At 46.4% G+C, this 25,416-nt stretch carries 18 protein-coding genes and 1 pseudogene; 14 read left to right on the top strand and 5 right to left on the bottom strand.

The genetic code is table 11. The features are described from left to right. Positions 1 to 192: 192 nt before the first annotated feature. From ribD to K4039_RS07405, 10 genes are all read left to right on the top strand, one after another. A complete protein-coding gene (ribD, locus tag K4039_RS07440; RefSeq protein WP_265234511.1) occupies positions 193 to 1,365 on the top strand; it encodes a bifunctional diaminohydroxyphosphoribosylaminopyrimidine deaminase/5-amino-6-(5-phosphoribosylamino)uracil reductase RibD in 1,173 nt (390 codons plus the stop codon). A gap of 52 nt (positions 1,366 to 1,417) precedes the next feature. Continuing rightward, positions 1,418 to 2,029: a hypothetical protein gene (locus K4039_RS07435; protein ID WP_265234510.1), complete on the top strand. Its 612-nt coding sequence runs from the start codon at positions 1,418 to 1,420 to the stop codon at positions 2,027 to 2,029. A 296-nt stretch (positions 2,030 to 2,325) separates the two neighbouring features. Then, positions 2,326 to 4,350, top strand: a complete 2,025-nt coding sequence (locus tag K4039_RS07430; protein WP_265234509.1) for a PatA/PatG family cyanobactin maturation protease — start codon at positions 2,326 to 2,328, stop codon at positions 4,348 to 4,350. Positions 4,351 to 4,362: 12 nt separating this feature from the next. Beyond that, entirely contained in the window at positions 4,363 to 4,578 is a 216-nt protein-coding gene (locus K4039_RS07425; protein ID WP_265234508.1) for a cyanobactin biosynthesis system PatB/AcyB/McaB family protein, read from the top strand. Between the two features lie 291 nt (positions 4,579 to 4,869). After that, entirely contained in the window at positions 4,870 to 6,381 is a 1,512-nt protein-coding gene (locus K4039_RS07420; protein WP_265234507.1) for a LamG-like jellyroll fold domain-containing protein, read from the top strand. 318 nt (positions 6,382 to 6,699) lie between these two features. After that, positions 6,700 to 6,849: an anacyclamide/piricyclamide family prenylated cyclic peptide gene (locus tag K4039_RS29915; protein ID WP_375339790.1), complete on the top strand. Its 150-nt coding sequence runs from the start codon at positions 6,700 to 6,702 to the stop codon at positions 6,847 to 6,849. 496 nt (positions 6,850 to 7,345) lie between these two features. Next, the gene (locus tag K4039_RS29910; RefSeq protein ID WP_375339791.1) at positions 7,346 to 7,495 is read left to right on the top strand and encodes an anacyclamide/piricyclamide family prenylated cyclic peptide; all 150 of its coding nucleotides are present in this window, start codon (positions 7,346 to 7,348) and stop codon (positions 7,493 to 7,495) included. A 610-nt stretch (positions 7,496 to 8,105) separates the two neighbouring features. Beyond that, positions 8,106 to 8,249 carry an anacyclamide/piricyclamide family prenylated cyclic peptide gene (locus K4039_RS29905; RefSeq protein ID WP_375339789.1) on the top strand — a complete coding sequence of 48 codons (144 nt, stop codon included), beginning with the start codon at positions 8,106 to 8,108 and terminating at the stop codon, positions 8,247 to 8,249. Positions 8,250 to 8,811: 562 nt separating this feature from the next. Continuing rightward, positions 8,812 to 9,681, top strand: coding sequence for a LynF/TruF/PatF family peptide O-prenyltransferase (locus tag K4039_RS07410; RefSeq protein ID WP_265234506.1), 870 nt, complete (start codon positions 8,812 to 8,814; stop codon positions 9,679 to 9,681). A gap of 116 nt (positions 9,682 to 9,797) precedes the next feature. Further along, positions 9,798 to 11,954, top strand: coding sequence for a PatA/PatG family cyanobactin maturation protease (locus K4039_RS07405; protein ID WP_265234505.1), 2,157 nt, complete (start codon positions 9,798 to 9,800; stop codon positions 11,952 to 11,954). 277 nt (positions 11,955 to 12,231) lie between these two features. On the opposite strand, the gene K4039_RS07400 is transcribed toward K4039_RS07405, so the two are convergent. Beyond that, positions 12,232 to 13,143 (bottom strand): calcium-binding protein, encoded by a 912-nt coding sequence (locus K4039_RS07400; protein WP_265234504.1) that lies wholly within the window; start codon positions 13,141 to 13,143, stop codon positions 12,232 to 12,234. A gap of 99 nt (positions 13,144 to 13,242) precedes the next feature. Here K4039_RS07400 and K4039_RS07395 point away from each other — a divergent pair, with 99 nt between their 5' ends. After that, positions 13,243 to 14,940, top strand: coding sequence for an NAD(P)/FAD-dependent oxidoreductase (locus K4039_RS07395; RefSeq protein WP_265234503.1), 1,698 nt, complete (start codon positions 13,243 to 13,245; stop codon positions 14,938 to 14,940). Positions 14,941 to 14,955: 15 nt separating this feature from the next. Here K4039_RS07395 and K4039_RS07390 read toward each other — a convergent pair. Then, positions 14,956 to 16,167: pseudogene (locus K4039_RS07390) on the bottom strand (RNA-guided endonuclease InsQ/TnpB family protein); the annotation flags it as partial. Between the two features lie 168 nt (positions 16,168 to 16,335). Further along, the gene (locus K4039_RS07385; protein WP_265234557.1) at positions 16,336 to 17,112 is read right to left on the bottom strand and encodes a Uma2 family endonuclease; all 777 of its coding nucleotides are present in this window, start codon (positions 17,110 to 17,112) and stop codon (positions 16,336 to 16,338) included. A gap of 210 nt (positions 17,113 to 17,322) precedes the next feature. On the opposite strand from K4039_RS07385, the gene K4039_RS07380 reads away from it, so the two are divergent. The 3 genes from K4039_RS07380 (at position 17,323) to K4039_RS07370 (ending at position 20,514) form a co-directional block, all read left to right on the top strand. Continuing rightward, entirely contained in the window at positions 17,323 to 17,796 is a 474-nt protein-coding gene (locus tag K4039_RS07380; protein WP_265234501.1) for an FxLYD domain-containing protein, read from the top strand. A gap of 203 nt (positions 17,797 to 17,999) precedes the next feature. Further along, complete coding sequence (locus tag K4039_RS07375; protein WP_265234500.1) at positions 18,000 to 19,727, top strand: ABC transporter ATP-binding protein; 1,728 nt, start codon at positions 18,000 to 18,002, stop codon at positions 19,725 to 19,727. 166 nt (positions 19,728 to 19,893) lie between these two features. Then, complete coding sequence (locus tag K4039_RS07370) at positions 19,894 to 20,514, top strand: Uma2 family endonuclease (protein WP_265234499.1); 621 nt, start codon at positions 19,894 to 19,896, stop codon at positions 20,512 to 20,514. Between the two features lie 169 nt (positions 20,515 to 20,683). On the opposite strand, the gene K4039_RS07365 is transcribed toward K4039_RS07370, so the two are convergent. Next, positions 20,684 to 20,920, bottom strand: coding sequence for an antitoxin (locus tag K4039_RS07365; RefSeq protein WP_265234498.1), 237 nt, complete (start codon positions 20,918 to 20,920; stop codon positions 20,684 to 20,686). 19 nt (positions 20,921 to 20,939) lie between these two features. After that, complete coding sequence (locus K4039_RS07360) at positions 20,940 to 25,397, bottom strand: NACHT domain-containing protein (protein ID WP_265234497.1); 4,458 nt, start codon at positions 25,395 to 25,397, stop codon at positions 20,940 to 20,942. Positions 25,398 to 25,416 lie beyond the last annotated feature (19 nt).

The raw sequence follows: 25,416 nt of genomic DNA, 5'->3' as shown, positions 1-25,416 counted from the left end.
GATGCCTGTTCCACAAAAGATAAATTTTCTTGTGGAATAGGCATCTTGCCTGTTCATAAAAGGCTAATTGACAATGATGCAATATCTCAGTGGTAACGTACAGTTTGTCCCAGCGGCAATCGATCGTCGTTTCGCACCCAAAATTAGCATCAAAGTCAGTACACTCAGGGATAGATATCATACCAAGATCTTATGGAAACTTTTCCGGCGGACGCTAAACCGATCGCCAGCTTAGCTAATCGACAGCAGCAAGCTACAAAACAACTGGACAACGAAATTCAAGAGTTCGATCGAGCCATGATGCGCCGCTGCATAGAATTGGCCCGCCACGCCCTCGGCAAAACCGCACCCAACCCCCTCGTCGGTTCTGTAATTGTCCGAGACGGCAAGATTGTCGGCGAAGGGTTCCATCCCGGTGCTGGCCAACCTCACGCCGAAGTTTTTGCGCTCCGGGAAGCGGGGGAACTCGCCGCCGGAGCGACAGTCTACGTCAACCTGGAACCCTGCAACCACTACGGGCGAACTCCTCCCTGTTCCGAAGCTTTAGTCAAGGCCAAGGTGGCAAAAGTAGTGGTTGGCATGGTCGATCCCAATCCATTGGTAGCGGGAACTGGGCTGGCCCGGTTGCGGGAAGCCGGGATTGAAGTGGTGACGGGAGTGGAAGGGGAAGCTTGTCAGAAACTTAACGAGGCTTTCGTACACCGGATTTTGCACCGCCAGCCTTTCGGAATTTTGAAATATGCGATGACTTTGGACGGTAAAATTGCTACCAATACCGGTCATAGCGCTTGGGTGACAGGCCAGGAGGCGAGGAGCGAGGTGCATCGGGTGCGCGTCGGCTGCGATGCGGTGATTGTTGGGGGAAATACGGTGCGTCTAGATAATCCCTTATTGACTAGCCACCAACCCGATCGGCATAATCCTCTGCGGGTGGTGATGAGCCGCACTCTGGATTTGCCGAAGTCGGCTTGGTTGTGGGAAACCTCTGTGGCGGCTACTTTGGTGCTGACTGAGCCTGGGGTTAACCCGGAATTTCAGGAATTTTTGATCGCCAAAGGGGTGGAAGTTGTGGAATTGTCGCCGCTGACACCGACTAATGTGATGGCTTATTTGTACGATCGATCTTTTCTTTCTGTACTCTGGGAGTGTGGAGGCACTTTGGCTGCTAAGGCAATTGCTGAAGGTGCAGTACAAAAAATTATGGCTTTTATTGCTCCTAAAATTGTCGGCGGCCAAGATGCTCCAACTCCTGTAGGAGATTTGGGGTTTTCTGCAATGACTGATGCTTTAACTTTAGAGCGGGTTTCTTGGCGCGCGGTGGGTGCAGATTGTGTGGTGGAAGGCTATTTGAAAATTAAAAATTGAAAGTTAAAAGCGAGTCTTTTGATTTTTTAATTTTTAACTTTTAACTCCTTGTATGACTGAAATTATGATTTGGAGTTTGATGGTTGGCAGTCTCGGCTTGGAGGCTGCAATCATGGGTATCTTGGTTAGCCACGAGCAATTAGCTGCGGGGCAAAAATGCGATGAGGAGGAGGAAGTTTTGACTCGGTACGAATCTCAAGAAGATAATTTTAGTACGCCTAAAAATGCGATCGCAAATGGCAATCCAAAATCCGATCGCAATCCTGATGATTTGACAGTTTGGGAATACAAGATTGTGCGGGCTAGCAGCGATTTGTTTCGCAATCCGGCGATTTTTCACAAGCTGTGTCGGGAAGAGGCGGAAGTTGGCTGGATTTTGCTCGAAAAGCTCGATGACAGGCGGGTGCGGTTCAAACGCCCGATCGCGCTGCGGGACGCCCCGATGCCTAATTTACCAATGTTTGACCCTTACCGCACTCATTACGGCCCGATCTCGAATGCGATGACATGGGCGATGGCGATCGTGTTTCTGAGTGCGATCGTGCTTCCTGCTGTTTTGGGCTATGCTTTGGTGTCGGCTACTCTCACCAAAAGCCGCTCTAATTTGCCTCCGACACCAATTCAATCTGTACCCTCTCCCGACGGGCCAACAACTAATAATTGAAACTTCGGAAAGAAGGAAGTTCGGCAACCGAATTCTGTCTCATGAGGGAATAGCGATGCCTCTCTTCAGATGTATTGACAATACAATCATTTTGTCAATGCGTAAGTCCTACTTACCTTTATCCTTCCTCAAAATCTGCGGGTTGTAGGCGGTCTGACCCCTCATGGTTCTACCCCCTATACAAATCAACAAAAATTTACATTAAATTTTTCATAGACAGAAATTTATCGGTATAGCGTGCTGTAGAATGTTGCCCAAGCTTCTATAAAGCTTGGTCAAAGTATTTTTCAGACTTCATGTCCGACTTAACAGAGCTACGAGGTATCCAAGAGCTGTGGACAAAAACTCAAGGGGATTCGCAGATTTGTGTAGCAGTCCTTGATGGGTTAGTTGACCTTGTTCACCCCTGTTTTGAGGGAGCCAATCTGACGCGGCTGCCAACCTTGGTAAAAGGGGAAGCACAAGTCTCAGGTTCCATGTCCCTGCATGGCACGCACGTTGCTAGCACGATTTTTGGCCAGCACAGAAGATCTGAAATACGCGGAATAGCGCCCCAATGTCGGGGCTTAGTTATTCCCATTTTTGCTGACGATCGCCTGAAACTGGCTCAACTGGATCTAGCTCGCGCGATCGAGCAAGCAGTCAATGCAGGAGCTCACGTCATCAACGTCAGTGGCGGTCAACTGACCGAAATAGGGGAAGCCGAAGGCTGGCTAGCAAGGGCGGTACAACTCTGCCAAGACCGCAATGTCTTAATTGTGGCCGCAGCGGGCAATGATGGCTGCGAATGCTTGCACGTTCCGGCAGCACTTCCGGCTGTCTTGGCCGTAGGGGCAATGGACAATCGGGGCAAGCCGATTGACTTTAGCAACTGGGGTGAAGCCTACCAAAATCAAGGAATTCTGGCACCAGGAGAAAATATCTTGGGGGCAAAGCCAGGAGGCGGCACAGTCAGGTTGAGCGGTACCAGTTTTGCAACACCGATTGTATCTGGAGTTGTGGCTTTGCTGCTTAGCTTGCAAGTTCAGCGCGGAGAAACGCCCGATCCAGGCAAGGTACGAGATGCCATTTTAAAGAGTGCCTTACCTTGCGATGCAGATCTACCAGAGAGCGATCGTCGCTGTTTGGCTGGAAAGCTCAACATTCTGGGCGCAACTTATTATTTACTTCAAGGAGGAAAGATGTCCGAGGAATTAGAAGCAGTTGAAGCAGCAGGCTGCGGCTGCGACGGAACTATTGATCTGGGATCGGGGGTTTCTGAGCAAGTGCTGGAATCTTTCAACCAAGCGCCCGAAACATCAGATTTAGAGCTACTTACTTCAGCGACTTCGGCAGAAGTAAGCCCGTCTCTACCAGCAACTACAGCAGCAGAAACATCTTTGCCCCGCCCAATCAATTCATTTAGTGCAGGAAACTCTTTTATGTCCAACAACAGACCGACCGGCATCGCTGCCAGCCAAGCACCCAGCGACCTGGAAGATTCCCAACTCGTCTACGCTTTGGGAACACTGGGCTACGACTTCGGCAGCGAAGCAAGGCGCGACTCGTTTAAGCAACTCATGCCGGCCTATGAAATTGAGAATACCGCCGTGCCGTCCAACCCCTACGATGGTCGTCAAATGGCCGACTATCTCGAACAAAACCCCTCGGAAGCAAAAGCTTTAATTTGGACGCTGAATTTAGAATTGACACCCATTTATGCCATTGAGCCAGTCGGAGCTTTTGGCCGCGATGTCTACGGGATTTTGCAAGAATTTTTGGCCGGTCAGGTAGAGGCGGAAGAGAGCGAAAACTATATAGAACGAGTCACGATTCCGGGCGTGCTGAGCGGCAAAACTGTGAAACTTTTCTCCGGGCAAGTGGTGCCGGTGATTGAGCCGCACAACACGCGAGGAATGTACAGTTGGAAAGTGAATACCCTCGTCACGGCTGCTTTGGAAACGGTACGGACTACCGCAACAGAAGCAACTGAAGAAACGATGCGGCGCACCCTCGGCAGCTTCCTCAACCGCATTTACTACGATTTGCGGAACTTGGGAACCACTTCGCAAGACCGGGCGCTGAATTTTGCCGCTACTAACGCTTTCCAAGCGGCTTCTACCTTCGCCGAGGCAGTGGCCACAGGAATGGAACTCGACAGCATTAACGTAGAAAAAAGCCCCTTCTGCCGGCTTGATAGTGATTGCTGGGATGTGAAATTGAAGTTTTTCGATCCAGAAAATAGCCGCCGCGCTAAGAAAGTTTACCGCTTTACGATCGATGTCAGCGACATTATCCCGGTGACGCTGGGCGAAGTGCGTTCTTGGTCTACTCCTTACTAATTTGGACATATTATGAAGCTGCCGAAATTATCAGCACCTGTGAAAAGACCGGAACTCATTCACCCCTACCACTCTGTGGATGTTGTGAACGGTCGATCGGAAGATTTGGTTGACATTCGCATCGATTTGATGCACGGGGCAAATTACAATGACCCAGCACCTTTTGCTTACCGCAGTTATCAGCAGCTTAAAACTTCTGGTTGTGGCTGCTGGGGCGGCAGGCGGTAAAAACCACTTTTGTCATTTTTTCGGCCAAAAATAACGGCTGATTTTTCAACTAAAAAGTTTAGATATGAAATGGGAAACTTAGCCCAATACGTTAGCCCAATACGGTTTACTTAAGACGATCCCCCCTAACCCCCCTTAAAAAGGGGGGGACAAGAATGCCCTCAAAGTCCCCCTTCTTAAGGGGGATTTAGGGGGATCTCCGGGGCATAAATATGTTAAGTGAACCGTATTGAAACTTAGCCTCCTTCTCCAATTCATATCTAAACTCTTAAGCCAGCAGGAATCAAAGTGATGACTAATCTCCTAAAGAACAGCCGACCAGTTCTGACCTTTGACGGGGTAGACAGTTATGTTGCCATTCCCCATATTTCCTGCGAATTGGGCAACAACTTTACCGTAGAAGCTTGGGTAAAAACTAAAACAAATAAGGGGGTGCAAAGAGTATTTTCGGAGCATCCTGCTTGGGGTTTTGGTTTATTTAACAACCAGCTTCGGTTCACGGTTTATAAGAGGAAAAATTACAACACTACCTCAGCTAAGTTTGTAGCAGGCACTTGGTTTCATCTAGCGCTAGTATTTGAAGCTAACAGCAAGCTGCACTTTTATGTAAATGGTGAACTCGTGCAGACTTTGGATGGCAAACGCCGGAAAAAATCTAGCAGCATAAGTTGGTTCATTGGCACGAAAAATCCTCAAGGTGCAGAGTGTTGGAAGGGTCAACTTTCGGAAATTAGAATTTGGAATAAATGCCGCAGTCAGGCAGAACTTCAAGCGGATATGTCTCGCTGTTTGGCAGGAAATGAACCGGGACTGGCCGGCTATTGGCCTTTCAATGAAGGTACCGCCAATACAGTTTGCGACAAGACTCAAAATGCGAATCACGGGACAATTCACGGAGCAACTTGGGAGTTGTCTGAGGTTCCCGTGCTCGCTGAAGTAATTGAAACACAGGAGATAGTTACTATGACGGATACGAATGCTGTGCAAGAACGCTTGCAAACAGTGCTGAATTTTGACGGCATTGATGACAAGATTGATATTGATTATGCCAAGGAAATCAATCCCACTACGTTCACTGTTGAGGTGTGGGTGATGTTTATTGGAGGCGATGGATACAGATCAGTATTGACTTCGCGGGATGGGTCTGATGTGAATGGTTGCAAGGGCTATTTGTTCTACGCAACTCCTGCTGGGAAATGGGAGTTTTGGCTGGGAAGCGGCGAAGTGGGAGCGAGTTGGACTGTGTTGAGTGGGCCGAATGTTGAGATTAATGTTTGGGTACATTTGACGGGGGTTTACGATGGAAAATCTGATACGGCTCATTTTTATGTCAACGGACAGGAAGTAAGCAAGCAAGAGAATGTCAAGTTTAAAGCAAATACTAAACGTCCCCTCCGCATTGGTGCGGGGAACACAGAACAACCGGGTTACGGAGATTATTTATTTAATGGTAAAATCTCTGAGGTTCGTCTGTGGAATAAAGTGCGGACGGCTAAGGAAATTCAATCGAAGTTAGTTCACCGTTTAAAGGGAAATGAAGCGGGGTTAGTAGGCTACTGGTCGCTGTCGGAAGGGTCGGGGACTTTGGCGCGAGAAAAGGCGAAAAAACCTCAAAATGGCAAGATTTACGGAGATGCAGTTTGGGGTCAGTCAATCATGCCAATTATTGACGCGCCAGACGCGAAAGAGCGTTTATTAAATTCGACGGGATTGGAAGATTACGGTTACTGGTGGAAGAAGTTGTCTGAGGCGCAAGCTGATAGACCAAAGGTACCTTTCCGCAGGGGCCGAATTTGGTCATAAATTGGTTTTGGAAGGCATCGTTTCTGAGTTTAAATAGGGGCGATCGCTCTTCCATTTCCTGGCAATTTATCAACATAATTTCGGCTTTTGAGGCTGGGTGGCTCTTAAAAACTGGCGCTATTTACTGCGAAAAATTCAATAAAAAATACTGAAAAAAGTTCCTGAAAAAAGCTTGACAACTTTCGATAAAGTGTTAATCTAGTTAATAGAAAAGTCGGTGAGAGTTGCCACGCGAAAACTAGACCCAAACAGGGAAAAGTAAAGCCAAAGGTGACGCTCAGCCGTCGGAAAATCTACCCAAAATTCAAGGAGACTTGTATGAAGAAGAAATCTTTGCGCCCCATTCAAACTGCCCCTGTGCAACGGGACACCACTGCCACTTCAGCTAGTAGTAGCCACGGCCTGGCGGCCTCTTACCAACCTAATCTCCAAATATTCTTTGTACAACCACCACCTGTAGTATATTAGATCCAAATCCTTTTGCTGGCGACGAGGCGGAGTAATCACTTCCACAGTATCACTCACCTCAAAAAATGTTGTCAAAACTCAGTTTCTACCTCATGATTGCGCTTATTGGCAGCGATGAATTGACGTACAATCTCTGTCAATGCTGAGTTTTCCGAGCCCCGATCGCTCTTCAATTTGACCAAATTCTTACTATAAACAAAGGATAACAAAGGGGCGATCGCTCTTCCATTTCCTGGCAATTTATCAACATAATTTCGGCTTTTGAGGCTGGGTGGCTCTTGAAACCGGGCGCTATTTAGTGCGAAAAATTCAATAAAAAAATACTGAAAAAAGTTCTCGAAAAAAGCTTGACAACTTGCGACGAAGTGTTATTCTAATTAATAGAAAAGTGGGTGAGAGTTGCCACGCGAAAACTAGACCCAAACAGGGAAAAGTCAAGCCAAAGGTGACGCTCAGCCGTCGGAAAATCTACCCAAAATTCAAGGAGACTTGTATTATGAAGAAGAAATCTTTGCGCCCCATTCAAACTGCACCTGTGCAACGGGACACCACTGCCACTTCAGCTAGTAGCCATGTCGGCCTGGCGGCCTCCACATTACGAGAGTCCACAGCAATGTATCCTTTTGCTGGCGACGACGCGGAGTAATCACTTCCACAGTATCACTCACCTCAAAAAATGTCAAAACTCAGTTTCTACCTCCTTTGGCGCTCTATTGGCAGCGATGAATTGACGTACAACCCTTGTTAGTTCTTCGTCTTCCGATACCTGGCACGGGGGTGGTACGAAACAGGAGTTGGATTTTTTGGGGTGAGTAGTTGAACCTTTATCCTCAAGATGAACCCTGCCGAGTAGCTTGCTACCCCAGTGGCACTTGGTTGGGTTCTTCTGCTTGGGTTTGTACTTCTGGCAAAAACCTCAAGCCAATTCTTACTAAAAGCTGCTTGAGAGAATCAAGGGCATCGCTCTTCCATTTCCCCCTCTTCCATTTCCCGGCAATTTATCAACATAATTTCGGCTTTTGAGGCTGGGTGGCTCTTGAAACCGGGCGCTATTTACTGCGAAAAATTAAATAAGAAATACTGAAAAAAAATACTGAAAAAAGCTTGACAACTTTCGATAAAGTGTTAATCTAATTAATAGAAAAGTCGGTGAGAGTTGCCACGCGAAAACTATCCGCACTCGAAGAGCGCGAAAAGTAAAGCCAAAGGTGACGCTCAGCCGTCGGAAAATCTACCCAAAATTCAAGGAGACTTGTATGAAGAAGAAATCTTTGCGCCCCATTCAAACTGCCCCTGTGCAACGGGACACCACTGCCACCACTTCTGCTTCTTCGTGTGGCACTGTTGAGGCCCAAGGCCTCGATTTTCGATTCCCTTTTGCGGGCGGCGACGCCGAGTAATCACTGCCACAGCATCACTCACCTCAACACAGGTCAAAACTCAGTTTCTACCTCATGATTGCGCTTATTGGCAGCGATGAATTGACGTATAACCCTTGTCAGTTCTTCATCTTCCGATACCAGGCACGGGGGGGGGCTACGTAACAGGACTTGGCTTTTTTGGGTGAACCTTTATCGAAAAGATGAACCCCAGTGAGTAGCTTACTTCCCCAGTGGCACTTGCTTGGGTTCTTCTCCTGGGGTTTGTACTTCTAACAAAAGCCTTTGTACTTTCTGGCACATTCTTCTAAGCTGTTCCCTAGTCGGAGAAAAGCGGGATGCCACAAAGTTAACCCGTCATCAGTTAAACGTTCATAAACTTGTATTTATCCAACGCTTTCTTAATTGCATAGAGAAACACCTCCCGACATTCGCGCCGTCCTAATTTAAACTCGCGGTTGTTGCAACGGGTGGTGATATGGTAAGAATATCCAGTTTTTAAATGACGGCGTTTTCTTGGCATTGACTCTGTGTTACCTTGATTAAGGCAGATAAAGCTTCCTCATTAAAATATTAGCAAACAATGACAACCTTGTTAGAAAACAGCAAAAAACTTTACTACATTGGCATCCATAAGCGTGTCTTTGAAGTCGAGAATCTCTACCCTCTTGATGTTTTCGAGAACTTTGTCGAACAAATTGAAAAAACATCCGAAAATTGTATACTTGAATCTTCCTGTAAAATCGAGCAAGACAAACTTTATCCTGCTCGCTTTGATATTGGTTTTAAACTCCAAAATCTCGAACAACTCAACGCAGTCTATAACTTTTTCCAAAAAGTAGAAGCGCGTGCAGATGTGCGAGTAAATCATTCTTTAATTCAGCAATTTTTCGGCGAGGACTTCGACTTCAGTAAAATGACAGGATTCATGGTGGGAGTTGATGTACGACGAGAATTAGCTGAATCAAAGTTAAAGCTGGCGCTAACGATTAAAGACTATCCAGAAAAGCTAAAAGTAGCTATAGCATTGAACGGTGGATTAGACGAAACTATTCAAGCTCTAATGGTAAGTAATAGCTTACATCTGGGTTTTGATTTGAGCCTGAATGGTGGCAGCAACATTGAGCTTTATCTTTATATTAAAAAGCAAGAGTTTCAACAAATTCATATTCAGCAAAGGTTAGCCAAGGTTTTGTCAACCCAAGCTTTACAACCTTTACCTGCGTGCAGTCGAATTTGTGTAGGTTTATCCAAAGCAAATGCAGAAAAAGTAGTATATTACTACTTGGAAAACTTCAACGATTTTCTCAATTATTTTGCTGCTAACGATACTGCCCGTAGAGTCCACGCCTATTACCGAGAACAACCCGTCAAGGAAATGTGCGTAGCTTTGCAAGAAAGTGAATTACTAGCAGGGACAATTCAAAAAATGAATTTGTACTACCTGATTTAACATATTTAAATCTAAATTCCTATTTAGTTTTATTTCTTGTCATCATCTAAAAGCGATCCGTTACGCTGTCGCTAACACAGCCTACGCATAACGAAACAATAATCCCAAATTACACTATGCCTGACCTGATAACGATTCCCGGTCTTCCCGAACTTTGGTCGCATACTCTAGGCGACCCCCGCATCAAAATCGCTGTGCTCGACGGTTCCGCCGACATGGCCCGCGCCTGCTTCCAAGGAGCAAACTTCAGCCAACTACGCCCCTACTGGCAGGAAGAACCGGAACCCATCGAACCCGCCTATCTAGAGCAATGGTGGAAAATCCTAGCCCTACAAAAAGAAAAGGCCGATATAAAAAAAAGTGAAGAAGAAACAGACGCCGAAGAAGAAGCCTTAAAAGCAGAAATTGAAGCCCTAAAAGAAACCATCCCCAAACCCATCCTCGGCCGCCTCGAATGTGACTTCCACGCCACCCACATTGCCAGCACCATTATCGGCCAGCACGGTTCCCCCGCCCCAGGCATGGCTCCTGGCTGCACCGCTATCAATATTCCGATCGACATTAACGGCGAAGGCAGCGAATTCATCTCCCCCCTCAACCTCGCCCGCGCGTTCAATTGGGCAATGGCACAAGGAGCAAATATCATCCACTGCGCCGCCTGCCACCCCACCCAAAGCGGCCTCGCCCACGAACTAATTGGCCGCGCTGTCAAGCAATGTCAAGATAACGGCATCTTGGTTGTCGCGCCGGGGGGTAACGACAAAGGCGAGTGCTGGTGCGTCCCCGCCGTGTTGCCAAACGTCCTCACAGTGGGCGCACTGCGGGATGACGGCATCCCGTTTAAATTTAGCAACTGGGGTGGCAAGTACCAAGAGCAAGGCATCATGACATTTGGGGAAAATATCTTAGGGGCGCAACCGGGAACAGACGAGCCGGCGCGGAAAAAAGGCACCAGTTGCGCGGCTCCGATTATTACCGGCCTTTCTGCTTTGTTAATGAGCTTGCAATTGCAGCGGGGCGAAAAGCCAAATGCTGAAGCGGTTCGCGCTGCCATTTTAAACAGCGCCATTCCCTGCGATCCTGAAGAAGTGGAAGAACCGGAGCGCTGCTTGCGGGGGACACTGAATATTCCCGGTGCGGTTCGCTTGCTGACAGGGGAACTGCTGGCGGCTGTTGCGCCTTCGACATTCAGTCCAATTCAACTTGCAGCTAGTGCAGAACCTTTCTCCCAATTGCTGTATTCCGATGAGAGGGAAGCAATCATAGATGAGAGTGCGCTAACTCCCGTGCTCTTGGGTGCAGTGACTTCCGCCTTCCCTCGTCATGGGGAGTTAGGTTCGATCGCAGCTTCGCATAGGGGCGGCGAAATCTCTTCCTCAGAAATTCCAACCACGCCCAACACACCTACAACAGGCGTCACTGCGAGCCTTCCGTCAAAGCTGGTTTATGCCCTGGGAACTTTGGGCTACGACTTCGGCACCGAGGCGAGGCGCGATACGTTCAAACAATTGATGCCGGCTGTGGAAATTGAGGGCGTGACGGTTCCCGCCAACCCCTACGATGCGCGCCAAATGGCGAACTATCTGGAACAAAACCCATCGGAAGCAAAGGCTTTAATTTGGACGCTGAATCAGGAATTAACGCCGGTTTACGCCATTGAACCGAAAGGGTCGTTTGGGGCGGATGTGTACGAAGGCCTCATACAATTGCTAGCAGCACAGTTGATTGCACAAGAAAGCGAAGATTACATCGAGCGGATGAGCCTCCCGGGAAGGCTCAGCGGTGGCACGGTTGAACTGTTTTCTGGGGAATTGGTGCCGGTGATTGAACCGCGAGTGACGCGGGGAATGTATGGCTGGTCTGTTAATAGCCTCGTAAGTGCGGCTTTGGAGACTCTGCGGGATGGAATGGGTGATGTGAGCGAGGAAGCGGTACGGCGTTCTTTGGTTAGTTTCCTGCACCGCATTTATTTCGACTTGCGGAACTTAGGGAAAACTGCGCGCGATCGGGCTCTCAATTTCGCTGCGACAAATGCTTTCCAAGCTGCTTCTACCTTTGCCGAGGCCGTTGCTAGAGGCATGGAACTCGATAGCATCGAAGTGGAAAAAAGCCCGTTCTGCCGCCTGAATAGCGACTGTTGGGATGTGAAATTGAAGTTTTTTGATTCTGAAAATAGCAGTCGAGCTAAGAAAGTTTACCGCTATACAATTGACGTGATAGATGTGATGCCGGTTACTTTGGGTAAAGTGCGATCGTGGTCTGTGCGGAATTAATTAGTCCCTGGTTTTTGTCTGCTGGTTAAATGGGCGATCGTATCCGCGCCGTTATGCCCCAATACGGTTCAGTAGACAAGATTGCAAAAGTCCTTTTAATCAAATTTTCGGACGCTGCTCAGAGCAACGTCCCACAAGAAAAAAAAATTGTGGGATGGGCTTCTAGCCTGTCCTAATTATTTTTGCAATCTTGTCTATTGAATTCAAAAATTTTCTTTAATTCGGCAGAATGCCTTCCACCTTCAGCTACGGTTGCCTTCGACGGTAAACCATCCTGTCATACAAGCGGCGTGGGAGAAGGAGCGGAAAGCAATCTCAAGTCATAATTTGTATCGCCTTGAAACTGAGAAACGCGGACGAAATAAGTCCCCGCAGGCAAAGCCCCATTGCTGACAATTGTTTCTGAAGCCGTGCTTAAATTGTTAGACGAAGCAATAAGATCGTCTAATCCAACTGCGCCGTTGCCGTTGATATCCTTAATTAATTCTACGTCAACATCTGCACTCAAACCGTCCACAGTTGCACTGAAAATGCTCGGAGTATTGAGGATAAAACTGTAAATGTTTGCTGGTTGAGCAGCGCCCACAAAATCGCTGGCACTTTGAATGTTGGTCAAAATTCCCAGGTTTTTTGCTGCGTTTAAATTGTCGGCGGGAGCGGGGAGTGTGCTTAGCAGTCCTTCTTGTTCGCCGAATTGAATGTAGTGGTCGATCGCGCTTTTAACTATACCGTTGGTGACGGCTGCTGCTACCAGCGGATATTTTTGAAGATAAAAGTTCGGATCGAAAAAAACACTGGGTTTGCGGTTTTCAAATTGACCCACTTTCAGGTAATGCTCAAATGCGGTAAATTGATTTGTTTGGACTGCTGTCTGAACGTCTGGGTTGGTTGATAGATAAAAACTTGGATCGAACAAAGGGTTGGGACTCCGTTGTTCAAATTGACCGAATTTAATAAAGTGCTGGGCGGCGGAAAAATTATTTTTTTTAGCTGATACTGCTACATCTGTATTAGTGTCTAAATAATAGTTGGCGTCGAACAGGGCATTGGGGTTGCGATTTTCAAATTGGCCAATTTTTTGGTAGTGATCGAAGGGGCTCGATACCGTACCTCTGGCAACTGCTACGGCGACATCTGGGTTGTTTTCGAGATAAAATTTGCTGTCGAACAGTGTTCTGAGGGTTAGCATTATTAAAAAAAATCTCTTTGTACTTTAGGCTGGAAAGTGCATAATCAAATTCGATCGACAATCCAGTTTACACCGAAGTTTTGTGAGGGTGGCTCAATTATGGCTAAATCTGCACTGATGGCAATGCTGCGCCGCGCTGCGAGTATTGCCCAAAAGTCTCGGGAAACGGGCATTCCGGCTGATGAATTACTGGGGATGCTGACTTCGCGCAGTTCCAATTTTCCCATATCTCGGCGCCAGTTGCTGCACGGGGGTTTAGCTGCTGCGGGGGCTGTAGCTGCTGCGACTTTTACCAGGGAGGGAGCTTTTGCTCAACAAGGCGGACGATCGCCCATTTTGGTTGTGGGTGCGGGAATTGCGGGTTTGACGGCGGCCTATCGCTTGCGTCAAGCGGGCGTGCGTGCCGATATCATTGAGGCAACTAACCGCGTGGGGGGGAGGATTCGCACGGCTCCCAAGGTGGCTGGAACGCAGATTTCGGCGGATTTGGGGGGAGAATTTATTGACACCGGCCACACTACTTTAATTTCCCTGGCGACGGAATTGGGTTTGCAGGCGATCGATTTACTTGGCGTGCAGCGGGGATTGGTGAAGGATACTTTTTTCCTTGATAGGCGACGCTTTTCTCAAGAACAATTAATCGCAGATTTTGCGCCGCTAGCCACTAAAATTAGTGCTGATTGGCAGGCAGTGGGCGATAACTTTAGCTATCAAGATTTTACGGAAACTGCTGAAAGATTGGACAATCTTTCGATCGCTCAATATCTCGATGGATCTGATACTAGCACGATTGTCCGGCAGTTGCTCCGCATTGCTTACACGGCGGAATACGGCCGAGATCCCGAGGAACAGTCGGCGTTAAATCTGCTGTTTTTAATCGGTTCTGAACCTAACAGTTTTGAATTATACGGCAACAGCGATGAGCGCTATCAAATTGAAGGCGGTAACAGTCAAATTGTCAACAGTTTGGCGGATAAATTGTCTGATTCGATCGAAGCGGGGACGGTTTTGGAAGCGATTACTCTGTTACCGGATGGCCGCTATCGGGTAAATTTGCGATCGGGACAAAGCGCCTTCGAGCGCACTTACGAGCGAGTTTTGTTAACTTTGCCGTTTAGCACTCTGCGTGACGTTAAAATTAACGTACCTTTGCCCCAACCAAAGCGCAGGGCGATCGAGCAATTGGGCTACGGTACCAATTCTAAGTTAGTTACGGGCTACCGCAGCCGCATTTGGCGGGAAGTTTATCAATCGACTGCTTCTGTTTATACCGATTTAGGATTCCAAAATAGCTGGGAAGCTACGCCTTTTGCTCCTACTGGTAACGGTTTAGTTACTAATTTTACAGGAGGAAAGCAGGGTTTGGCGATCGGTAGCGGAACTCCCGAAGACCAAGCACAAAGATTTTTGGGACAATTTGAAAGAGTTTTTCCCGGAGTGAGCAATTTGCGATCGGGTAAAGCTGTACGAGCTTATTGGCCGGGAGAACGCTTTTCTAAAGGTTCTTATTCCTGCTATTTAATCGGACAGTGGACGCAAATGCACGGCGTAGAAGGCGAACGAGTTGGTAATTTATATTTTGCCGGAGAACACACTTCGCTGGAAAATCAAGGTTATATGGAAGGCGGTTGCGAAACTGGACAAAGGGCGGCTTTTGAAATTTTACAAGATTTGGGTTTAACAGGTTCTGCTGATGCTTTGAATACTCGCAGTGCGAGCAGTTTGAACCAGCGCCGTCCCAGCCGAAAAGTTCCTGGATCTCGGAATCTTAGGAATAGGAATCCGAGTATTAGTTGACACTCCCCAGCTATCAAGGCGAGGGGATTCTTTGTTCACAGAGCCGACTTGCTGAGGCAGGATTTCTCCAACCAAAGTAGGGGTCAATTCTCCCAAAGCGTTATTTGCAAAGAGTGCAAGGGTTCCGGTATGCCCTACCGTACCCAATCCCCGACTTAGGATATTTCTAGCGGCATTGAAATCTCTATCCATCAGACAACCACATTGACAGGCGTGAGTTCTGGTGGATAGCGTTTTTTTGACAATTTCACCGCAGCTAGAGCATTCTTGGCTGGTATATTGCGGATTTACCGCAACCGTTACGCGCTGGAATACTTTTCCAAAATATTCCAGCCATACACGGAACTGATACCAAGATGCGTCGTTAATAGACTTAGCCAGACAATGATTCTGCACCATATTCTTGATTCTCAAATCTTCGTAGGCTATCAAGTCGTTTGACTGAACTACGCACCTTGCCAATTTCACGGCATGGTCTTTACGTTGCCTACTTATTTTGAGATGGCGCTTACCTAAAGTCTGTCTGGCTTTGCCTCTATTCTTTGAGCCTTTGACTTTTTTCGATACTCGACGCTGACGGAGCTTAAGGATACGTTCGCCTTTTCTTAGGAATCTAGGGTTTTCAACCGTGACTCCATTTGAATCGGTGTAGTATTCTTTTAACCCAACATCTAATCCAATAGTATTACCTGTCGGTTCTGTATTTTCTGTTCTGCTGACATCTATACAGAATTGAACGTAAATACCGTCAGCACGTTTTACCAGTCGTACCCGTTTAATTTGGTTAATTTGGTAAAAATGTAAGTCGCGAGTACCTTTGAGCTTGAGCTTGCCGATTCCTTTTTTATCGGTGAAAGTTATCGACTTTCTGTCTGGATCAAGTTTCCACCCAGTCGATTTGTACTCAACAGAACGGCAGTCTTTATGAAATTGTGGATATCCTTTTTTACCGGGAATCTTTTTCTTACAGTTTTCGTAGAACCGAGAGATAGCAGCCCAAGCGCGTTCGGCACTTGCCTGTCTTGCCTGAGAATTGAGTTCGTCAGCGAACGGAAAAGTTGCTGCTAGTACAGCACAGTATTTATTCAAGTCGTACTTGTTCTTTTTCGGATTGTCGATCCAGTAGCGTAAACAGCTATTGCGAACAAACTGGGCAGTCCGAATTGCTTCGCCTACCGCATCAAACTGACTTGAATTTCCGTAAGTCTTAAACTCAAAAACTAGCATTGCTCTCATCTCCATTCTTATGCTATCGCCTTCAGCACAAGAGTGGTGAATGTGTAATTAAAGTTTACAATTAAAGCCGTCGAGCGAAGGACGGGGTTTTAAACCCAATTATGTGATAATAACGTAAGGTGCGCCGCAGCGCACCCTACAAATATCGCAGACAATTTATCAAACAATCTCGTCCGGGTTAATTCCCTGAGCGCGTAAATATTCAGCAAGGCGATCGGCTCGTTCGCATTCGCGATCGGCCCGTTCGCGTTCGAGTTCGACCCGTTGTCGTTCCGCTGTTATCTGTTCTACACCCCACAAAAGCAGATTTCCTGCTTCATCCCACCAGCGCAACCAATAGCCTGTACGCTGTTCTTTTTCCCCCCGCCAAGTTCCCAAATACAAACCAAAATCTGCTATCCAATGGCGACCTTCCTCATCAGGAAATTCTAATTCGTAATTGCCATTTTGCAAGCGATATACCTCCAATAATCCACTTTCCGGGTCAAAAATGATGTAATTTTGCACTTGCAGAATTTGTTCGTAAAAAAACCACTTTCCGGGAGGAAAAGTACGTATAATAGAATATTCCTCGCCGTCTGTTTCAGACAAAAACTCCATAACAATGGTTGGGATTTCTCCTTCCAAGTTTGGAGTGTAGCTTTTGCGGTCTCTTCTCGATTCTGCGGGTAGTACCGAAGGTATATAAACCCAATCTGGTGCTTTGATAACTAACTCGCCGTTAACAGTAGCGCAAATACCAAAGTTGCTAGCAATCAGCATTAGTGGCCCGATTAATCCTCTTAGTTCTAATATCTCTCGCAGTGCTCCGGCAATTAGCGGTTGACCTGTATTCTCAACTGGTTTTTCTTCTAATTGGAAGTCGTCTGGCAACTTCTCCCAAGTTACGGTTATTGCTACCGTTTTTTGTTTTGGGTGATCTTGAGTCGCGACCATGACTTTACTTTCTAAAGTTTGATATCTTATCATAACATACCCTAAGATCAGACGTACGGTTGAAACCGCGTCTATACAAACACTCACCCGCCTCCGCGGGTTGAAGAGTGGGCGGTTTAAAGTACGTTTTGCGTTATTTTTTTCAGTCTGCGGAGGCGGACTTTATTTTTGTAGGTGCGGCTTCAACCGCCGTCTTGTCTGAGAAAAAACATGAAATTTTTAGATTTAACAGTAGCTTTGCTAATCTTGCTGATATCGGCTTGCCCTTTGCTTGCCGACTCTACAAATCCAGTTGCTCAAAACTCACCAGTTGATGAGCCATTTTGCTACATGAAAACTGCCGATGGCAAAATAGTAGACTTAGGAAGATTGTGCCAGAAACAGCCAAGTTCTGGAACTTCTCAAACTTGCATTTCCGGTGCCAACATGGCGGCAAAAGTGTCAATTGCACAGGCAAATTATGACGGCAACTTTTTTAGCGGTCAAGTGGTCAATCAAGGCTGTAAAACAATCAAGAATGTGAAAGTCAATTATGAAGTTTTGGACGAGTTAGGTGATTTAATTGACAACGGATTTATCTACACTCAACCTGTTACTCTTGCACCAGGACAGTCAGCCACATTTCGGGGCGCAGTTGTCGCCGGGGCTAAGGTGCAGGCTACTTATGCAGACGCTCAAGAATGATTGTGGCGATTTGCCCGATCGCTGTTATCATATTTTGGCTCAGATATCTGTATGACTTACGCAGAGATCCCCCTAAATCCCCCTTCAAAAGAGGGACTTTGAATAATAATCTTGTCCCCCCTTATTAAGGGGGGTTAGGGGAGATCGAAGTTTGAATATTCTTGTAGAGATCCCCAAAACAGAATTTGCGAGGGCAAAATATCTTGAAAACTCGATCGACATACTGGCAAATCTTACCCTACCTCCGTCCCCAAAAACAAACCATCGGTAAAGCACTAGCTTGTACCGTAGTCTTTACCATATTTTGGCCAATTATCGCGTGGTTGGTTGGCGAAACAGCCAAATTTATAGGAAAAGGAGATTTACAAGGATTCGCCCAAATTGCTGCACTCAGCGCCGTTATATTTCTGATTCGCGGTACAGCCCAGTACGGTCAAGATACGCTGATGGCAAAAGCAGCTTTGACTATTGCTTTAGAAATCCGCAAAAAAGTTTACTCCCACCTCCAAAAACTCAATATCGGCTACTTTGAAACCGCCAAAACCGGAGACTTATCCTACCGCCTCACAGAAGATATTGACCGCATTGGCGAAGTTGTAAATAAATTTTTTCATCAGTTTATCCCTTGTGTTTTGCAGCTAATTGCCGTCCTGGGATATATGATTTATCTCAACTGGCAATTAACCTTGGGTGCATTAATTATTGCACCGTTGATGGCAATTTTAATTGGCTGGTTTGGCGAGAGACTTCTCACTTACTCGCGCCAAAGTCAAAATCGCATTTCTGATTTATCAGCTTTGCTAACAGAAGTATTCAGCGGCATTCGTTTAATCAAAGCGTTTGTAGCTGAAGATTACGAAATTGCCCGTTTTGCAGAAGAAGCTGAACAAAACCGCCGCGCTAAGTATTTGTCAGAACGAGTAAAAGCTCTTCAGTTCGTCGTAGTTGGCTTTCTGGAAGCGATGAGCGTGATTTTGCTGTTTTTCCTGGGTGGTTGGCAAATTTCTCAAGGAAACCTCACAGGTACTCAATTTATCAGTTATATCGCCGGAGTAGCGCTGTTAATTGACCCGATCGCCATTACAACGGCAAATTACGGCGATTTCAAGCAGGGAGAAGCTTCTAGCGATCGCATTTTTGAACTTTTAGCCATTCAACCGGCAGTTGTCGAAAAGCCAGGGGCGATCGAACTTCCGCGCGTTACAGGTAAAGTCGAATATCGCAACATTAACTTTGCCTATAATTCGGAAACACCGATTTTGCAAAATATGAGTTTGCTGGTGCTTCCCGGAGAAATGATCGCCCTTGTGGGCGCATCCGGTGCGGGGAAAACTACGTTAGTAAATTTGTTGCCGAGATTTTACGATCCGCAAGCGGGACAGATTTTAATTGACGGTATTGATATTCAAGATGTCACGTTAAATACTCTGCGGCGGCAAATCGGTATTGTACCGCAGGAAACGATTTTATTTTCGGGTACAATTGCTCAAAATATCGCTTTTGGTCAATCCTATTATGAACTGAAAGATGTGCAGAAAGCTGCGGAAATTGCTAACGCCCATCAATTCATTAGTGAGTTTCCCGATGGCTATCAAACTTGGGTAGGAGAAAGGGGTGTCAATTTATCGGGCGGACAAAAACAAAGAATTGCGATCGCCCGTGCGGTTCTGCTCGCTCCCAGAATTTTGATTTTGGATGAAGCTACATCGGCGCTGGATTCGGAATCTGAAGGTTTAGTGCAGGAAGCGCTGGAAAGATTGATGCGCGATCGCACTGTGTTTATCATAGCTCACCGCTTGGCTACTGTCCGTAGAGCCGATCGCATTTTAGTTCTCGAAAAAGGCAGAATTGTGGAATCGGGCACGCACGAGGAATTGCTCGAAAAGGGCGATCGATATGCGGGCTACTACGCGCAACAGTTTAGTCAGTAGGCTACATTAGAAACCGGGTTTTTAGCCGTTTCTGCTGGCTTCAACGAAGTATTATCGAAAAACCCCGGTTTCTGACCACCCGTGCGTAACTCATATCAAGAATGGTACAATAAATTATCAGATCGATATTTACTGATTCCAGTTAAAAAGAAGAGGCCGTGTCAGCATGATTCAAACCACAGCCAAACTACTAACATTTGAGGAATTCCTAGAGTGGTATCCCGATGGCAAAGGACGTTTCGAGCTACGAAATGGAGTAATAGTTGAGATGAATCCAAACGGCGACCATGAGGAAGTTACAAGTTTTCTCATCCGCAAAATTAACGTAGAAATCGATAGACTAAATATTCCTTACATAACACCATCAACCTATTTTGTCCGACCTCCAGCAGCTACTACAGGCTATCAACCAGACATCATAGTATTAGACAAGCCAGCGTTGATTTTGGAGCCACTTTGGAAAAAATCATCGATTATTACGCAAGGTAAATCTGTTAAACTTGCGATCGAGGTAGTTAGCACCAACTGGCAAGATGATTACTTGGTTAAAGTGGCTGATTATGAAAGATTGGGTATCCCGGAATATTGGGTTGTGGATTATGCTGCTTTGGGCGGCAAACGCTTCATTGGCAATCCGAAACAATCTACTATCTCAGTTTATCAGTTAGTTGAGGGCGAGTACCAGGTTAGCCAGTTTCGAGAGAGCGATCGTATTTTGTCGTCTGCTTTCCCCGAACTAAATCTAACTGTGGAACAGGTTTTCGGATCTATCCAAAGGGAAGAATAGCATTTTTTGAGGGGATGTAGATGTTAGCCCGAATGCTTCGCCCCTACAAGTTTGCGCGACACCAAAACCTTCATAACCAGGTTTTTGACCGTTTCTGTTGACCTCAACGAAATATTCTCGAAAAAACCCGGTTTCTGACTACCCGCGGGTCAGTGACGTAGTAAAAATTTCAGTCTAAACCCTCTCTCGTCTCCAAACAAAGCTGCTCCCTGACTAGCATAAAGTCCTCCGAGAACATATTTAAACTATCAAAAAAAGTTTTCCAAGGATTTTCTTTGGAGAGCGTGAGCTTTTCTGGTATAATCACAAACACTTCAACTTCTTCACCCACAGATCCAGGCGGCACTTGAATTTCAAGTTTATTTCCTGCAAGAACTTTGGTTGTAATGCGTATTGCTGACTGCATACTTCCTCCTTTGTGACGATTAATTTTCAACAGCCCCTAAAGCTTTGAGCGTGGCTTTTTCAACTTCCGTTAAACCGGTAACACCCGTGATATTCATCTCCTCATAAAGTCCGTCTCTGAGAGTCTTGATACATTCCCCTGTATTGACATCCCAGAGTTTAATCGTGTTGTCAAAACTGCCACTGGCAAGCCATTCACCCTCTGGACTGAAGGCGACTGAAAAAACCGCGTTTTCATGTCCGGTGAGAGTCCGCAGACAATCTCCGGTATGGCTATTCCAAAGCTTGATAGTGTAGTCATCACTGCTACTGGCAAGACCTTCACCGTCTGGACTGAATGCGACTGAACGCACCCAACTTTCATGTCCGGTGAAAGTATGCAAACACTCTCCGGTATGGCTATTCCAAAGCTTGATAGTGTTATCACCGCTGCCACTGGCAAGCCATTCACCGTCTGGACTGAAGGCGACTGACTCAACCCAATGTTTATGTCCGGTGAAAGTCCGCAAACATTCTCCGGTATGGCTATCCCAAAGCTTGATAGTGTTGTCAAAACTGGCACTGGCAAGCCATTGACTGTCGGGACTGAAGGCGACTGAAATAACCAAATTTTTATGTCCGGTGAAAGTCCACAAACAATCTCCACTATGGCTATCCCAGAGTTTACTCGTGTTGTCACCGCTGCCACTGGCCAGCCATTCACCATTTGGACTGAAGGTGACTGAAATAACCCTATTTTCATGTCCGGTGAAAGTCCGCAAACACTCTCCACTATGGCTATCCCAGAGTTTAATCGTGTTGTCAAAACTGCCACTTACAAGCCATTCACCATCGGGACTGAAGGCGACTGAACGCACTCCATTTTCATGTCCTTTGAAAGTCTTTATACACTTTCCGGTATGGGTATCCCAAAGTTTAATAGTATTGTCAAAAGTGCCACTAGCCAACCATTCACCGTTGGGACCGAAGGCGACTGAAAGAACCGAATTTTCATATCCAGTGAAAGTATGCAAACACTCTCCGGTATGGCTATCCCAGAGTTTAATCGTGTTGTCATCACTGCCACTGGTAAGCGATTCACCGTCGGGACTGAAGGCGACTGAATGTATCGAATTTTTATGTCCAGTGAAAGTCCGCAAACACTCTCCGGTATGGCTATCCCAGAGTTTAATCGTGTTGTCATCACTGCCACTGGCCAGCCATTCACCATCGGGACTAAAAGTGACTGAATCAACCCAATTGTTATGTCCGGTGAAAGTCCCCAAACACTCTCCGGTATGGCTGTTCCAGAGTTTAATCGTGTTGTCACGACTGCCGCTGGCAAGGCATTGACTGTTGGGACTGAATGCGACTGAAATAATCAAATTTGTATGTCCGGTGAAAGTCTGCAAACACTCTGTGGTATGGCTATCCCAGAGTTTAATAGTATTGTCACTACTGCCACTGACCAGCCATTCACCGTCTGGACTGAAGGCGACCGAAAGAACCAAATTTTCATGTCCGGTGAAAGTCTGCAAACAGTCTCCGGTATGGCTATCCCAAAGCTTGATATTGTTGTCAAAACTGCCACTGGCAAGCCATTCACCGTCTGGACTGAAGGTGACTGAATGTATCGAATTTTCATGTCCGGTAAAAGTCCGCAAACACTCTCCGGTATGGCTATCCCAAAGCTTGATAGTGTTGTCAAAACTGGCACTGGCAAGCCATTGACTGTCGGGACTGAAGGCAACCGAACGTACTGAATTTTTATGTCCCCGACAAGTTAAAAGTTCTTTGCCACTTACTGCATCCCACAAACGAACAATACGATCGTGACCACCTGTAGCAAACAGTTGACCATCTGAACTAAATGCCACAACCAAAAAATTACCAAAGATTTTAGCAAAAACAGATTCGGCTAAATTTGCCTCAGACAAATTAACGCAGCGTAGGCTAGCATTTGTAAAATTAGCACCTTTAATGATGGTATGAGAAAGGTCTTTTCCTTCTAAAACAGCATTGTCCTTTTTTACCAACAGCGTCGCCGCATTCCCTCCCACATAACCTACCTCGCTTTCAGTTTTGCCTCGCGTTGCTTCCAGAATTTCCAGAAGGGGCAAAACCCCCGTTTCCGAAACCATCGGCAATAACAAATCCATCACAGCTTTCGTCAGCCGCGCTTGTCCAAAACTATTACGAAGTTGCCCTAAATCTTCAGCAACAAATTCTTTCAAAGGTGCGATAAGTTCGTTGTTATTTCTTTTCTGGGCCTGAAGCCGGCAATAATTAGACCAAGTGTACGATTGAGGCGCTGCATCAGGATCTAAACAAGACTGTTCCGGCGCAACTAATTCGGTAAAATCTGCGGCCAAAACTCCCAATTCCGCTGCAAACTTGTAAGCGACAAAAAACTCTAATAACGAACGGTGTGCCGGAGTATAATCGCCGTCGGCATTGCGGATCAGCATGGTTTGACCCATCATGTCGTAGTGCCAGTGGTCTAAGTCTTTTTCCTCTTGGACGACGGAACCAAACAGACCGCGAATGCGATCGGGAAAACCGCGATAATTGAGACTCATTTGGTCGGTAGATAGCATTTCCCAAGACAGTTCGCACAAAAAGTAAAGCTTATCTGCTACAGAAGTAAAAGTCCGTTCTGCTTTGATATCTCTCTCTATCTTCCGCCGCACCGCATACAGATAAATCCGCGACATATCGACTGGTTTTCCAGCTTCAATATCCGGCAATGCTTCCAAAATTAACTCTGTCATCACCGGGCGACGCGCTAAATCCAATAACTGCGGGTTTCCCATGACTTTTTTGACTGTCGCCGCTTCTGCTTGAAATGACAGCGCTTGCCCAATTTGCTCGTCGTTAAATTTCTCTAATTCTAAGACTTCAAATTGGGGAGTTTCGCCTGTTAAAATAGTTGTTGATGCTTGCAGTTCGGCATTTAACAATGCCCGTCCTTCCTTGGCTTCAGGAAAGTGTTCGGTACGGCAAGTGAGGATGACTTTTGCGCCGGGAACCACGGCTTTTGCTAATTCCCAAAAGTTGTTAATCATTTGTTGCCGATCGCACTTAGCGGCCATTTCATCAAAACCATCGAAAATCAACAGAAATTTACCCATGCGATTGAGTTGTTCAAAGGCCGAATAACCGGCCAAAGGTATCTCGTGTTTCCGAAAGAAAAACTCGGAAAACAGCGACTCAACGCTAACTGCTTTGGCGTAATCTCGCAGCGGAATTACTAACGGCAAACGCGGACGTTCTAAGCCGCGCTTTTGAGCTTCTTTGTAGCGTTGCAGCGCCATCCAAGCATAGTGCATGGCAAACCAAGTTTTCCCAGTCCCAAATTCTCCTAAAACAGAAATATGTTCTTTTACGGGGTCATCTAACCACAGGTCAATATAACCTTCGATCCAGCCATCTCGCCCGCCATAATGACTTACGCCTATCTTGCGCTGAGTGTCGGGGTCAATTTCTTCTTTCGTACAGGCTAGCGGTACATATTTGGTATCAATTCCTCGGCTGGTGATTTCAGTTTCTAGCCAATCCAGATAAGAGGTAAAATCGGCATCTTGATCCAGCAATTCATCGAAGGTATAACAAGCTAAATCGCGATTTTCATCTTTTTTTACTTCATCCCGCGCGGCGCGACTGATGCGGCGGGCGGTGACTAACCAGCCTTCATCGGTGCGCTGTTTTTCCACCGACTCGCGCAGGGCTAAGATGTCTCTGAGTCCGGCTTCTCCGGCAATTCCGCGCACTAAAATGCGATCGTACTTTTTGCGTCTCACCGGAACATTAATAATCCATTCAAAATAGTTATCTTCCCAAATTTCATATTTCTCAAATTGATAATTTAATGTTTCAAACCAACCACGAACTTGTTGCGATAAAATGAAAACTTTAGACTTTTGAATATTGCTTGATTCGGCTGCTGGAAGTGCGGGATAATCTTCAGCTTCCAGTCGTGCAAATTCGGTGCGAATTCCTTCGAGGGTGGGAAGGCGTTCGATGCGATCGAGTACCAGAGATAGGCGTTTTTGCAAAGAGGCGATCGCATTTCCCACCATCACATCTCCCAGCGTCCGCGTCCGCTTTGCTACTTCCATAAATACGGCGGCAAATGCCATAAATTCCCGTTTGGGGTCAATGCCTAAAGCTCGAATTTCTTTGCCTAAAGCACTCTCATTCAGATAGTCATCGCCTGCTTTAATTAAAATTGCTGGGCTATCGGACTCGAAAGCTTTGCGAAATGCTGATTCAATCTCTTTTTGGCGAAACAGTTCTAAAATCTGCTTGGGTTTGCCAGCGCCGTATTCTACTAAAGTATAAACATAGACTCCCGCGAAATCGGCTGGCGGAGAATCGGGGTCGAGGTTAAATCTTTTTAATAATTTGATGACAGTTTCGTTGCGCTGAAACTTGTCTTTGACGGTGCCGAAGGGAATCGCTGTCAGGAGACTGATAACTAAGTCGAGACTAATTAGCATAATTTAGGCTTTCCTGTTT

Source organism: Lyngbya sp. CCAP 1446/10 (assembly GCF_026130175.1).
Classification (GTDB): domain Bacteria; phylum Cyanobacteriota; class Cyanobacteriia; order Cyanobacteriales; family Microcoleaceae; genus Microcoleus.
Note: the sequence above shows the minus strand (reverse complement) of the source record. Positions and strands in the feature narration are given on the sequence as shown.

Bases quoted from the DNA above. Each gene is read 5' to 3' on its own strand.
- K4039_RS07435 (WP_265234510.1), top strand. From the start codon at position 1,418: ATGACTGAAATTATGATTTGGAGTTTGATGGTTGGCAGTCTCGGCTTG.
- K4039_RS07430 (WP_265234509.1), top strand. From the start codon at position 2,326: ATGTCCGACTTAACAGAGCTACGAGGTATCCAAGAGCTGTGGACAAAA.
- K4039_RS07385 (WP_265234557.1), bottom strand. From the start codon at position 17,112: ATGGTCGCGACTCAAGATCACCCAAAACAAAAAACGGTAGCAATAACC.
- K4039_RS29915 (WP_375339790.1), top strand. From the start codon at position 6,700: ATGAAGAAGAAATCTTTGCGCCCCATTCAAACTGCCCCTGTGCAACGG.
- K4039_RS29905 (WP_375339789.1), top strand. From the start codon at position 8,106: ATGAAGAAGAAATCTTTGCGCCCCATTCAAACTGCCCCTGTGCAACGG.
- K4039_RS07380 (WP_265234501.1), top strand. From the start codon at position 17,323: ATGAAATTTTTAGATTTAACAGTAGCTTTGCTAATCTTGCTGATATCG.
- ribD (WP_265234511.1), top strand. From the start codon at position 193: ATGGAAACTTTTCCGGCGGACGCTAAACCGATCGCCAGCTTAGCTAAT.
- K4039_RS07410 (WP_265234506.1), top strand. From the start codon at position 8,812: ATGACAACCTTGTTAGAAAACAGCAAAAAACTTTACTACATTGGCATC.
- K4039_RS07395 (WP_265234503.1), top strand. From the start codon at position 13,243: ATGGCTAAATCTGCACTGATGGCAATGCTGCGCCGCGCTGCGAGTATT.
- K4039_RS07400 (WP_265234504.1), bottom strand. From the start codon at position 13,143: ATGCTAACCCTCAGAACACTGTTCGACAGCAAATTTTATCTCGAAAAC.
- K4039_RS07405 (WP_265234505.1), top strand. From the start codon at position 9,798: ATGCCTGACCTGATAACGATTCCCGGTCTTCCCGAACTTTGGTCGCAT.
- K4039_RS07365 (WP_265234498.1), bottom strand. From the start codon at position 20,920: ATGCAGTCAGCAATACGCATTACAACCAAAGTTCTTGCAGGAAATAAA.
- K4039_RS29910 (WP_375339791.1), top strand. From the start codon at position 7,346: ATGAAGAAGAAATCTTTGCGCCCCATTCAAACTGCACCTGTGCAACGG.
- K4039_RS07370 (WP_265234499.1), top strand. From the start codon at position 19,894: ATGATTCAAACCACAGCCAAACTACTAACATTTGAGGAATTCCTAGAG.
- K4039_RS07420 (WP_265234507.1), top strand. From the start codon at position 4,870: ATGACTAATCTCCTAAAGAACAGCCGACCAGTTCTGACCTTTGACGGG.
- K4039_RS07425 (WP_265234508.1), top strand. From the start codon at position 4,363: ATGAAGCTGCCGAAATTATCAGCACCTGTGAAAAGACCGGAACTCATT.
- K4039_RS07360 (WP_265234497.1), bottom strand. From the start codon at position 25,397: ATGCTAATTAGTCTCGACTTAGTTATCAGTCTCCTGACAGCGATTCCC.